The sequence below is a fragment of the Microbispora sp. H10830 genome (assembly GCF_014161375.1).
In the GTDB taxonomy this organism is placed as follows: Bacteria; Actinomycetota; Actinomycetes; order Streptosporangiales; family Streptosporangiaceae; genus Microbispora; species Microbispora catharanthi.
On sequence record NZ_JABBWX010000002.1, the window covers coordinates 386,529 to 397,421 of the forward strand.

Annotated in this window: 12 protein-coding genes; 6 read left to right on the plus strand and 6 right to left on the minus strand. The window is 69.6% G+C overall.

Going from position 1 to position 10,893, the window contains the following annotated elements:
* The first annotated feature begins 98 nt into the window (after nucleotides 1-98).
* Nucleotides 99-1,217, plus strand: coding sequence for a magnesium and cobalt transport protein CorA (locus HHX35_RS06605; protein WP_182897994.1), 1,119 nt, complete (start codon nucleotides 99-101; stop codon nucleotides 1,215-1,217).
* 72 nt (nucleotides 1,218-1,289) lie between these two features.
* Here the strand turns inward: HHX35_RS06605 and wrbA are convergent, their stop codons facing one another.
* Nucleotides 1,290-1,907 carry an NAD(P)H:quinone oxidoreductase gene (gene wrbA / locus HHX35_RS06610; RefSeq protein WP_182897995.1) on the minus strand — a complete coding sequence of 206 codons (618 nt, stop codon included), beginning with the start codon at nucleotides 1,905-1,907 and terminating at the stop codon, nucleotides 1,290-1,292.
* Nucleotides 1,908-2,069: 162 nt separating this feature from the next.
* Here wrbA and sigJ point away from each other — a divergent pair, with 162 nt between their 5' ends.
* The 3 genes from sigJ to HHX35_RS06625 all read left to right on the plus strand — a co-directional run bounded on the left by sigJ (nucleotide 2,070) and on the right by HHX35_RS06625 (nucleotide 4,562).
* On the plus strand, nucleotides 2,070-3,005 hold the full coding sequence (sigJ, locus tag HHX35_RS06615; protein WP_182897996.1) for an RNA polymerase sigma factor SigJ: 936 nt from the start codon (nucleotides 2,070-2,072) through the stop codon (nucleotides 3,003-3,005).
* 145 nt (nucleotides 3,006-3,150) lie between these two features.
* Nucleotides 3,151-4,347 (plus strand): cytochrome P450, encoded by a 1,197-nt coding sequence (locus HHX35_RS06620; RefSeq protein ID WP_182897997.1) that lies wholly within the window; start codon nucleotides 3,151-3,153, stop codon nucleotides 4,345-4,347.
* Nucleotides 4,348-4,367: 20 nt separating this feature from the next.
* Nucleotides 4,368-4,562 carry a ferredoxin gene (locus tag HHX35_RS06625; RefSeq protein WP_139573837.1) on the plus strand — a complete coding sequence of 65 codons (195 nt, stop codon included), beginning with the start codon at nucleotides 4,368-4,370 and terminating at the stop codon, nucleotides 4,560-4,562.
* Nucleotides 4,563-4,761: 199 nt separating this feature from the next.
* Here HHX35_RS06625 and HHX35_RS06630 read toward each other — a convergent pair whose 3' ends face one another.
* From HHX35_RS06630 to fbaA, 4 genes are all read right to left on the minus strand, one after another.
* Nucleotides 4,762-5,688 carry a glycerophosphodiester phosphodiesterase family protein gene (locus tag HHX35_RS06630; RefSeq protein ID WP_182897998.1) on the minus strand — a complete coding sequence of 309 codons (927 nt, stop codon included), beginning with the start codon at nucleotides 5,686-5,688 and terminating at the stop codon, nucleotides 4,762-4,764.
* 73 nt (nucleotides 5,689-5,761) lie between these two features.
* On the minus strand, nucleotides 5,762-7,045 hold the full coding sequence (locus HHX35_RS06635; RefSeq protein ID WP_139573839.1) for an adenylosuccinate synthase: 1,284 nt from the start codon (nucleotides 7,043-7,045) through the stop codon (nucleotides 5,762-5,764).
* A 179-nt stretch (nucleotides 7,046-7,224) separates the two neighbouring features.
* Nucleotides 7,225-7,647 carry a DUF3151 domain-containing protein gene (locus HHX35_RS06640; RefSeq protein WP_182897999.1) on the minus strand — a complete coding sequence of 141 codons (423 nt, stop codon included), beginning with the start codon at nucleotides 7,645-7,647 and terminating at the stop codon, nucleotides 7,225-7,227.
* A 232-nt stretch (nucleotides 7,648-7,879) separates the two neighbouring features.
* A complete protein-coding gene (gene fbaA, locus HHX35_RS06645) occupies nucleotides 7,880-8,902 on the minus strand; it encodes a class II fructose-bisphosphate aldolase (protein ID WP_182898000.1) in 1,023 nt (340 codons plus the stop codon).
* Nucleotides 8,903-9,078: 176 nt separating this feature from the next.
* On the opposite strand from fbaA, the gene HHX35_RS06650 reads away from it, so the two are divergent.
* Both HHX35_RS06650 and HHX35_RS06655 read left to right on the plus strand, forming a co-directional pair.
* A complete protein-coding gene (locus HHX35_RS06650; protein ID WP_310738920.1) occupies nucleotides 9,079-9,759 on the plus strand; it encodes a DedA family protein in 681 nt (226 codons plus the stop codon).
* Between the two features lie 134 nt (nucleotides 9,760-9,893).
* Nucleotides 9,894-10,379, plus strand: a complete 486-nt coding sequence (locus HHX35_RS06655) for a hypothetical protein (RefSeq protein WP_182898001.1) — start codon at nucleotides 9,894-9,896, stop codon at nucleotides 10,377-10,379.
* On the opposite strand, the gene pyrE is transcribed toward HHX35_RS06655, so the two are convergent.
* Entirely contained in the window at nucleotides 10,349-10,885 is a 537-nt protein-coding gene (gene pyrE, locus HHX35_RS06660; protein WP_182898002.1) for an orotate phosphoribosyltransferase, read from the minus strand. The genes HHX35_RS06655 and pyrE overlap by 31 nt on opposite strands.
* Nucleotides 10,886-10,893 lie beyond the last annotated feature (8 nt).

The following is a 10,893-nucleotide window of genomic DNA, read 5'->3' on the forward strand; positions in this document are numbered from 1 at the left end:
ACTCCGAAACTGAAGCCCGAGGGGCAGCTCACGCCTTTATGAAGGGGTGACATCACGTCGCGCGTAGAGCGTGCCGGCTCGGGCGGGAAGGGACCGCCATGCGCTCCTCTCTGCTCTTTCCCCGCATCAACAGGCACACCCGGGTCATGTCCACGCACCTCAGCGCCGCGTCGATGAACGCGGAGACGGTCGTCCGCTGCGTGCCGCCGAGCAACTCCCTCGTCGAGTTCGGTGCGTACGTCGGCGGCAAGAAGGTCGACGCGGCCGGCATTCCCGAGGCCGTGCGCCTGGTCCGCGAGCACAACGAGGCCAACGAGGTGCCCGACGCATACGTCTGGGTCGGTCTGCACGAGCCCGCCGCGCCCGAGGTCGAGTGGCTCGCCGACGTGTTCGGCCTGCACCCGCTCGCCGTCGAGGACGCCATCAAGGCCCACCAGCGGCCCAAGGTCGAGCGGTACGGCGACTCGCTGTTCGTGGTGCTCAAGACCGTCGCGTTCCTCGACCACGAGGTCTCGACGGCGAGCGGCGAGATCATCGGCACCGGCGAGATCATGGCGTTCGTCGGGCCCGACTTCGTCGTGACCGTACGGCACGGGCGGCACTGTCCGCTCGGCGACGTCCGCGAGAAGCTGGAGTCGAAGCCGAAGCTGATCGGCCGCGGCCCCACGGGCGTCCTGCACGCCATCGCCGACCATGTCGTGGACAAGTACCTGCAGGTCGCCGACCTCATGCAGGCCGAGCTAGAAGAGGTCGAGGCGGCCGTGTTCGCGGAGGTCAGCTCCCGCGACATCAACAGGATCTACCAGCTCAAGCGCGAGATGCTGGAGCTCAAGCGCGCCGTCGGACCGCTCCAGACCCCCTTCAACGCCCTTCCCCAGCGGCGCAGCATCCCCTCCGAGATGCGTGAGTACTTCCGCGACGTCGGCGACCACCTGTCCCGCGTGTGCGAGCAGGTCCAGGCGTCCAACGAGCTGTCCGACTCGATCCTCCAGGCCGCCCTGGCGCGTTCCAACGCCCTCGCCAACGAGGACATGCGCAAGATCTCCTCCTGGGTGGCGATCATCTCGGTCCCCACGATGATCGCCGGTATCTACGGCATGAACTTCGAGCACATGCCCGAGATCAAGTCCGTGTACGGCTACCCCATCGTGATCGGCGTGATGGTCGTCGCCTGCACGCTTCTGCACCGCGCCTTCCGCCGCAACGGCTGGCTCTGACCGCCCTCTCCGGGACGCCGCACGCGCGTCCCGGCGGGCGTCTCCCGCTCGCCGGGACGCGCGTACGCCGGATCAGGCGGCGCGGCCGGCGCGGCCGGCCTTCAGCAAGGCCGCGGTGTCGACGACGCGGCGGGCCTGGTGACGGGCCGCCTGCAAGGACACCTCGCCGGGTGAGCCGTCGCCGGCCACGTGCGAGGTGCCGTAGGGATTGCCTGACTGGAACTGGACGGGGTCGGTGTAGCCGGGGGGCACGATGATGCCGCCCCAGTGGTAGAAGGTGTTCCCAAGCGCCAGGAGGGTGGACTCCTGTCCGCCGTGGGCGGTGTTGGAGGCGGTGAAGGCCGAGTACACCTTGTCCGCGAGCTTGCCCTGGAACCAGAGGGGGCCGGTGGTGTCGATGAACGCCCTGAGCTGACCGGCCGGGTTGCCGAAGCGGGTGGGGGCGCCGAACAGCACGGCGTCGGCCCAGACCAGGTCGTCGTGGCCGGCCTCGGGGACGTCGGCGGTGTCCTGGAGGTGCGCGACCCACTCCGGCCTGGTGTTGACGACCTCCGGTGGGGCCGTTTCCGCGACCTTGCGCAGCCGCACGTGTGCGCCGGCCTTCTCCGCGCCCTCGGCGGCGGCTTGCGCCAAGGCGTGCACGGTGCCCGTGGCACTGTAGTAGACGATCGCGACGTTCACCGGTTCCATGATCGGCTTCCTTCCTCAGGGGTGGTCTCAGCGGTACGACGACCCACCCCCTTGGAATGTGAGGCCACACCGAGGCCTCCCGGGCACCGAGGCCTCACAGTTCGGTGGGGTGTCTCGTCGAACCGAGTGAGGACGGATGCGACCAAGGGGGCCGGCGACACCATGACCAACCCATCCGGGCCGGGAGGCGGCCGGCTCGACCCAAGCCTGAGCGTGATCATGAGCGAGCGGCGCCGGTTGATCAACCTCGCGTATCGGCTCCTCGGCTCCCTGGCCGACGCCGAGGACGTCGTGCAGGAGACCTACGCCCGCTGGTACGCCATGTCGCGGCAGCGGCAGGAGGCCGTCGAGTCCCCCGGCGGCTGGCTGACGACGGTCGCCAGCCGCATCTGCCTCGATTTGCTCGGTTCGGCGCGAGCCCGGCGGGAGCGCTACGTGGGCGAATGGATCCCGGAGCCGCTGCCCGAGCCCGCGGAGTGGATCGACGGGCGGCCGGGCGGCGTAACGGTCGATCCGGCAGACCGGGTCACCCTGGACGAGTCGGTCAGCATGGCCTTCCTCGTCGTGCTCGACTCGATGACCCCGGCCGAGCGCGTCGCGTTCGTCCTGCACGACGTCTTCCGCTATTCCTTCACCGAAGTGGCCGAGATCGTCGGCCGCACCCCGGCGGCGTGCCGCCAGCTGGCCTCCTCGGCCCGCCGCCGCATCCGCGACGCACAGGCTCCCGCGACCCCGGCGGCCCGGCGCGCCGGGATCGTGAGGGACTTCAAGCAGGCGTGGGAGGCCAAGGACATCGATGCCCTCATCGGCCTCCTGGCCCCGGACGCCACCGCGACCGGCGACGGTGGCGGGCTCGCCACCGCCGAGCCTCGTCCGGTCCAGGGCGCCGAGCGGATCGCACGCTTCTTCGTGGACCGGGCCAGTGCGGCACCCGGGGTGACGGTCCAGGAATGCACGGTGAACGGCCAGCCCGGTCTGGTGGCTCGGCAGGAGGGCGTGACCGTGTCGGTGATGGCGTTCGACGTCGCAGGCGACCGGATCACGCACATCTGGGCGATACTCAACCCCGACAAGCTCCGGCCTTGGACGGCGGGCTGACAAGCGCGGCATTCGCTTCGGACGCGTACGCTTCGTGACCGGAATCATGAGCAATCAGTCATTGCGATATGTCAGATGATGTTGTTAGGTGGGGGGAGCGGGCCGCTCGACACATCGACCGTTTCCACTCGCACAGGAGCGTGTCATGACAGAGGCGACACCCCGGCTGGCGACTTATCCCCTGACTCGGGAACGTGCCTTCGATCCACCGGACGAACTGGCACGCCGCCGCGCCGAGGCGCCGATCCAGCGGATGACGTACGCGGACGGGCACGAGGGCTGGCTGGTGACCGGCTACGCCGAGTCCCGCGCGATCCTGGCGGACAACCGCTTCAGCACCCGCCCCGAACTGCTGCACTCGCCGATCCCCCAGCGCGGGGAGTTCCGCGGCGAGCCCCTGACGCCGGGGTTCTTCCTCCGCATGGACGCCCCCGCGCACACCCGCTACCGCCGCCTGCTGACCGGGCAGTTCACCGTGAGGCGGATGAAGCAGCTCGAACCGAGGATCCAGGAGATCACCGAGAGCCGCCTCGACGCCATGGAACGCGAGGGCGCCCCCGCCGACCTCGTCGAGTCCTTCGCACTCCCCATCCCCTCACTGGTGATCTGCGAACTGCTCGGCGTGCCGTACGAGGACCGGGAGAAGTTCCAGCGTGACTCGGCGGTGCTGCTGGACCTGAGCTCCTCGATCGAGGACATCCGGGCCGCGGTGCAGGACCTGTACTCCTACCTGCACGGTCTCGTCACGATGAAGGCGAAGGAACCCGCCGACGACATACTGAGCGGCCTGGTCGCGGGCGGGGAGCTGACGACCGAGGAGATCGGCGGCGTAGCGCTGCTGCTGCTCATCGCGGGTCATGAGACGACCGCCAACATGCTCGGCCTCGGCACGTTCGCGCTGCTGACGAACCCGGACCAGCTCGCCGTCGTACGGGACGACCCGGCCGCCGTCGAGAACGCGGTGGAGGAACTGCTGCGCTACCTCAGCATCGTGCACATCGGGCCGACCCGTACGGCCCTGGAGGACGTGGAGGTCGGCGGCGCCCTGATCAGGGCCGGTGAGTCGGTGACGCTGTCCATCGGGGCGGCGAACCGGGATCCCGAGCGGTTCGAGGGCGGCGACGCCCTCGACGTGACCCGGCCGGCGCACGGGCACCTGAGCTTCGGGCACGGCATCCACCAGTGCCTGGGACAGCAGCTCGCCCGGATCGAGATGCGCATCGCCTATCCCGCCCTGCTGCGCCGCTTCCCCAACCTGCGCCTGGCCGTGCCGGCGCGGGAGGTTCCGCTGCGGTCCAATATGGCGATCTACGGTGTGCACCGCCTGCCGGTACTGTGGTGACAAAAGTCGCTGGGGGAACGATGAAGATCAAGGCGGACACCGGACGGTGTATCGGCGCGGGGATGTGCGTGCTCACGCTGCCCCAGGTGTTCGACCAGAGCGAGGACGACGGGACGGTCGTGGTGCTCGACGCCGAGCCTTCGGCCGACGTCGCGCCCGCCGTGAACAGGGCCGTACAGCTCTGCCCGTCCGGCGCGTTGTCCGTGGAGGAGTGAGCCGCACGGGCCGTGCGACGGCGACACGCTGGGCCGGGTGACGCTCAGCTACTTGACGGGCACGGTCTGATGGGCTTGGCTGGTAGTCGGCTGTGAAAGCCATTCTTGTGGGTGACCCTGGAGCCCCGCCCCTGGTCGTCGAGTCGGCACCTGTCGTCGAGTCGGCACCTCGGGCGGGGCTCTTCCCGTGTCCGAGTGCTCAGGCTCCCACAGGGCGGAGCGGCGTCACCGGGTCGGGCAGCGGCAGGCCGCGGGCCTTCCAGAGGCGGCGCATGCGGTCGGGATAGTCGGTGACGATCCCGGCCACCCCCATGTCGATCAGCCGGGCGGCCTCGTCGGGCTCGTTGACCGTCCACACCACGACCGGCAGGCCCCGCCGGGCCGCCCCGGTCATCAGCGCCTCGTCGACGAGCACGCGGTCGGGCGACAGCGTCGTCGCCCCCACCGCCAGGGCCGCCGCCGCGAGGTCGCCGCCGACCTCGCCGAGGCGGATGCCGTTCATCCAGGCGGGGGTCATCGTGTCGCGCTCGACCAGGGCGTACCGCCGCTCGACCAGCGGCCTGGCGATCTCCAGGATGCGCCAGTCGAAGCTGAGCAGGGCCGCCCTCGACAACCGGTCGTGCCGGTCGAGCTCGTGGACGACGTCCTCCACGAAGCGGCGCGGGTCGGCGCACAGGTCGGGACGGGTGGGATCGGACTTCAGCTCGACGTGGAGGCGCACGTGGTCGGCACCGAGAGCGCCGATCAGGCCGAGCACCGCCCCGAGCGTCGGCATCCGGGTGTCCGGCAGCGGCACCTGCGTGAGCGCGAAACGGTCGTCAGGCCGTTCGGGCAGCCGTACGCCGACGTCGAGGGTGCGCAGCTGCGGCAGCGTGAGCGCGATGATCGGCTTGCCGACGTAGGGGAACATCTCGTCCCCCGGAACGGCCATGCCCGTGTCGGCGCTGGTCACGGCGGACACGTGCAGGTCGTGGGTGAGCACGAGCTGCCCGTCCGCGGACATGGCGACGTCGAACTCGAGTGCGTCGACCCCCAGCTCCAGCGCGAAGGCCAGGCCGGGCAGGGTGTTCTCGGGCCTCAGGCCCCGCGCTCCACGGTGCCCGTGCAGCTCAACGTTTCCATGCACAGCGGCGTACCCTACCGCCTCGCCCGTCCGCGGCCCGGAACCCTCCGGTTCCGGGCGCGTACGCCACTAATCCTCAGATAAGGGAGCGGATCTGGATGGTCTGGGTGCGGCCCGGGCCGACGCCGATTGCCGAGATCGGGGCGCCGCTCATCTCCTCCAGCGCCCTGACGTACGCCTGCGCGTTCGGCGGCAGGTCCTCGAACGTCTTGGCGCTGGTGATGTCCTCCTGCCAGCCGGGCAGCTCCTCGTAGATCGGCGTGGCGTGGTGGAACTCGGTCTGCGTCATGGGGATCTCGTCGTGGCGGACGCCGTCGACGTCGTACGCCACGCAGACCGGGATCCGCTCCAGCCCGGACAGCACGTCGAGCTTGGTCAGGAAGAAGTCGGTCACGCCGTTGATCCGGGTGGCGTAGCGCGCGATGACCGCGTCGAACCAGCCGCAGCGGCGGTTGCGGCCGGTGGTCACGCCGTACTCGCCGCCGGTCTGGCGCAGCCAGTCGCCCTGCTCGTCCAGCAGCTCGGTCGGGAACGGCCCCGATCCCACGCGCGTGGTGTACGCCTTGAGGATGCCGATGATCCTGGTCAGGCGGGTCGGCGGGATGCCGGAACCGGCGCAGGCGCCGCCCGAGGTGGGGGAGCTGGAGGTCACGAAGGGGTAGGTGCCGTGGTCGATGTCGAGCAGCGTGCCCTGCCCGCCCTCCAGCAGCACGACCTTGTCCTGGTCGAGCGCCTGCGAGAGCACGAGCGAGGTGTCGGCGATGTGGGGGCGCAGCCGCTCGGCGTAGCCGAGGTACTCCTCCAGCACCTTCGCCGGGTCGAGCCCGCGGCGGTTGTAGATCTTGGTGAGGATCTGGTTCTTCTCGCCCACCGCGGCCTCGATCTTCTTGCCGAGGATGCCGGGGTCGAGCAGGTCCTGGACCCGGATGCCCATGCGGTAGATCTTGTCGCCGTACGCCGGGCCGATGCCGCGGCCGGTCGTGCCGATCTTGGCCTTGCCGAGGAAACGCTCGCTGACCTTGTCGATGGCCTTGTGCTGGGGCATGATCAGGTGCGCGCTGGCCGAGATCAGCAGCCGGTCGCAGGAGATGCCCCGCTCGGCCAGCCCGTCGATCTCGCTGAGCAGCACGCCCGGGTCGACGACCACGCCGTTGCCGATCACCGGCACCACGTCGGGCGACAGCACTCCCGTCGGCAGCAGGTGCAACGCGTACTTCTGGTCGCCGATGACGACGGTGTGGCCCGCGTTGTTGCCACCCTGGTAACGCACGACGTAGTCGACGTCGCCGCCCAGCAGGTCGGTGGCCTTCCCCTTGCCCTCATCGCCCCACTGGGCGCCAACGAGAACGACAGCCGGCATGGTTTAACTCCCGCACCAAGACGAAAGCCCCTGACGCAAGCGCGGCAGGGGCCTCTTGCACACAGAGACTACCTGAGGGGCATGCCGACGGTGAACGGAGTCTTAAGTCGCGAGACGGGCCCGTCGTCCCGCGTACGGCCCCGTTCTGGCAGTCGTCCGGGCGCTCGTTCAGACGTCGTTCAGGAGTTCGCGGTGAGCGCCTCCGCGGCGGCCTGGCTGCTGTCGCGCAGGAACTGGGCGCAGCGCTCGGCCTCGTCCTTCTCGCCGATCGCCTGGGCCGCCCGGGCGAGGGCGTTCAGGCAGCGCAGGAACCCCTGGTTCGGCTCGTGCTCCCACGGGATCGGCCCGTGCCCCTTCCAGCCCGCCCGGCGCAGCTGGTCGAGACCCCGGTGGTAACCGGTGCGCGCGAACGCGTACGAGGTGACGGCGTGACCCGCGGCGAAGTAGTCGTCGGCGAGAGCGGCCCAGGCCGCCGAGTAGGCGGGGAAGCGGGCCGCCACGTCTGCCGCCTTGGCGCCCGACTCGAGCATCTGCCGCGCCTCGAGGGTGTCCGGCAGCAAGGTGGGCGGCGGGCCGGCAAGGAGGTTCTCGTGCGATTCCATTTGATCAGAGTAATTTACCCGTCTGCGGACCGCTCCCTTGCTACCGTCCTTTTGTTTTGCACGGGCAGGGCTTGTCCGTCGCCGACCCGGTTGGGGAAGCGAGAAGCCGCTTCCCTACGGAAGCGGAGGAGTCACGGGGACAGTCTTACCTGCTGTCCGTTTGCGGGTTGCCCGGCGGGAACCGAAGATCGATACAAGAATGGATCTTCGGGTTTCCCGCCGGGCCGTTCCCTTACTTGATCTTGGTGCCCGCGGACTTGAGCTGCTGGCACGCCTCGGCGATGCGCGCGGCCATGCCGGCCTCGGCGGCCTTGCCGTACGCGCGCGGGTCGTAGGCCTTCTTGTTGCCGACCTCGCCGTCGACCTTCAGCACGCCGTCGTAGTTGCGGAACATGTGGTCCACGATCGGGCGGGTGAAGGCGTACTGCGTGTCGGTGTCGATGTTCATCTTCACCACGCCGTACGAGATCGACTCGCGGATCTCCTCCAGGGTGGAGCCGGAGCCGCCGTGGAAGACCAGCGAGAACGGCTTCTCCTTGCCGTACTTGGCGCCGACGGCGTCCTGGATCTCCTTGAGCACGCTCGGGCGCAGCTTGACGTGGCCCGGCTTGTACACGCCGTGGACGTTGCCGAAGGTGGCGGCCACGATGTAGCGGCCACGCTCGCCCAGCCCGAGGGACTCGGCGACGGCCAGCGCGTCCTCCGGCGTCGTGTAGAGCTTCTCGTTGATCTCGCCGACGATGCCGTCCTCCTCACCGCCGACCACGCCGATCTCGATCTCGAGGACGACCTTGGCGGCGGCGGTCTTGTCGAGCAGCTCGCTGGCGATCTGGAGGTTCTCGTCCAGCGGCACGGCGGAGCCGTCCCACATGTGCGACTGGAACAGCGGGTCCTGGCCGCGCGCGACGCGCTCGGCGGAGATCTCCAGCAGCGGGCGGACGAACGAGCCGAGCTTGTCCTTCGGGCAGTGGTCGGTGTGCAGCGCCACCGTCACCGGGTACTTCTCGGCGACCACACGGGCGAACTCGGCGAACGCCACCGACCCGGTGACCATGTCCTTCACGGTGGTGCCGGAGAGGAACTCCGCGCCACCGGTCGACACCTGGATGATCCCGTCACTTTCCGCCTCCGCGAAGCCGCGCAGCGCGGCGTGCAGGGTCTGCGACGAGGTCACGTTGATCGCCGGGTACGCGAAGCCGCCCGCTTTGGCGCGGTCGAGCATCTCGGCGTAGACCTCTGGAGTCGCGATAGGCATGCGAAGTCATCTCCTTCTGACGGTATGCGGCGTGGCAAGTATCCCGAAGGCCGGGCCGATCGGGAAAGCCGGGTATGTGGGGCGCCGGGAAACCCACGGTCATTCCGGGATTCACGGTTTTCCACAGCCCTGCCGCTTCTCAGTCTCATCTCATCCGGGACGGGTAGGCTCGCCCCGTGGACGTGCTCTTGGACCTTCTTGACCCGAAGTGGTGGCTGAGCATGCTCGGCGCCTTCGCGACGATCGGCGTCATCGCCATCGTATTCGCCGAGACGGGGCTGCTCGTCGGGTTCTTCCTGCCCGGTGACTCGCTGCTGGTGACCGCTGGAATTTTCAGCACCGCCGCCGCCGCGCAGGGATTCGGGATCGCGCCTCTGTCCCTGCCCACTCTGCTGATCGGCGCACCGCTGGCGGCGATCGCGGGAGCGCAGTTGGGCCACTTCCTGGGGGCTAAGGTCGGCAGGAAGATGTTCGACAAGCCGGACTCGCGGTTGTTCAAGAGGGAGCACGTCGAGAAGGCGGAGTTCTACTTCGAGAAGTTCGGTCCCGCGAAGGCCGTGGTCGCCGCGCGGTTCATGCCGATCGTCCGCACCTTCATGAACCCGGTGGCCGGCGTGCTGGAGATGGACGCGCGCCGCTTCTTCGTCTGGAACGCCCTCGGCGGTGTCGTCTGGGTCGAGGCCCTGCTGCTGCTCGGCTATTTCCTCGGCAGCAAGGTCGAGGGCATCGACAGGTACATCCTTCCCGGGGTCTTCGTCGTCGTCCTTCTCTCGGTGATCCCCATTGTGCGCGAGGTCATGAAGAACCGCCGGGCCGCCACCGCCGCCCCCAAGGGCCGCCACCACGCCCCCCGGTGAAGCCGCCGGTGGGACGCGCCGGCCGTGGGCCGGCGCCCATGCGGAGTCGGCGGATGACCTGCGGGAAAGTGCTGCCGCACAAGAAGTGACCGGTCAGTACTGAGATATGCCTCACACCCGCTACTCTCCCGATTGTGGGACGCCACAGGTCTGATCCCCTCGGCATCGCCAGGCTGGCGCTGGTCGGTCTGGCGGCCGTGCTGCTGCTCGCCGTCATCGTGGTCGGCGCGAGAGCGCTGCTGTCCACGTTCGGCTCGGAGGAGCCCGCCTCCGGCGCGGCCTCCACCCCGTCGGCGCGGCCCTCCGCCGAGCCCTCCGCCGGGCCTTCCGCTGAGCCCTCCACGCCCCGCGTGCCCACCGTCCGCGTGGTCTGCCGGGCCGACCGGTGTCCCGTGTTCGTCCGGGTGCCCGGCGGTGACGTGCTCATCGACCGGGACCTGGCCCGGGGCGAGCAGGCGTCTTATTTCCAGCCCGAACTCGACGTCGTCCTCGACGACGCGAGCACGGTCCAGGTCTTCGAGAACGGAACCGCCAGGTCCCCCGGGCCGGCCGGCGAGCGGCAGGCGTTCAGTGTGAAGCGATCCGCGGATCAGGTGAGCGACAGATCGGTGAGCGAGTAGGCGGAGCGGTACGGCACGCCGGTCGCGGCCAGCGCCTCGTCGCCGCCCCGGTGCACGATCGTCGCGATGCCCACGACCTGCGCACCGGCCTCGCGCAACGCCTCCACGGCGGTGAGCACGGACCCGCCCGTCGTGGTGGTGTCCTCCACCGCGAGCACCCGGCGTCCGGCGACGTCCGGGCCCTCGATCCTGCGCTGCAGGCCGTGGGCCTTGCCCGCCTTGCGCACGACGAACGCGTCGAGCGTGCGGCCGCGGGCCGCCGCGGCGTGCAGCATCGACGTCGCCACCGGGTCGGCGCCCAGCGTGAGACCGCCGACCGCCTCGTAGTCCAGGTCCTCGGTGAGGTCCAGCATCACGCGGCCCACCAGCGGCGCCGCCACGCCGTCCAGGGTGATGCGGCGCAGATCGACGTACCAGTCGGCCTCCTTGCCGGAGGACAGCACGACCCGGCCGTGCACGATGCCCTTGTTCTTGATCTCGTCCAGCAGTCTCTCGCGGTCACTCATGAGGCTCA

What these genes read in the sequence shown, in the direction of transcription:
- HHX35_RS06620 (WP_182897997.1), top strand. Translation starts at nt 3,151, where the DNA reads ATGACAGAGGCGACACCCCGGCTGGCGACTTATCCCCTGACTCGGGAA.
- HHX35_RS06625 (WP_139573837.1), top strand. Translation starts at nt 4,368, where the DNA reads ATGAAGATCAAGGCGGACACCGGACGGTGTATCGGCGCGGGGATGTGC.
- HHX35_RS06640 (WP_182897999.1), bottom strand. Translation starts at nt 7,647, where the DNA reads ATGGAATCGCACGAGAACCTCCTTGCCGGCCCGCCGCCCACCTTGCTG.
- pyrE (WP_182898002.1), bottom strand. Translation starts at nt 10,885, where the DNA reads ATGAGTGACCGCGAGAGACTGCTGGACGAGATCAAGAACAAGGGCATC.
- HHX35_RS06635 (WP_139573839.1), bottom strand. Translation starts at nt 7,045, where the DNA reads ATGCCGGCTGTCGTTCTCGTTGGCGCCCAGTGGGGCGATGAGGGCAAG.
- HHX35_RS06605 (WP_182897994.1), top strand. Translation starts at nt 99, where the DNA reads ATGCGCTCCTCTCTGCTCTTTCCCCGCATCAACAGGCACACCCGGGTC.
- wrbA (WP_182897995.1), bottom strand. Translation starts at nt 1,907, where the DNA reads ATGGAACCGGTGAACGTCGCGATCGTCTACTACAGTGCCACGGGCACC.
- sigJ (WP_182897996.1), top strand. Translation starts at nt 2,070, where the DNA reads ATGACCAACCCATCCGGGCCGGGAGGCGGCCGGCTCGACCCAAGCCTG.
- fbaA (WP_182898000.1), bottom strand. Translation starts at nt 8,902, where the DNA reads ATGCCTATCGCGACTCCAGAGGTCTACGCCGAGATGCTCGACCGCGCC.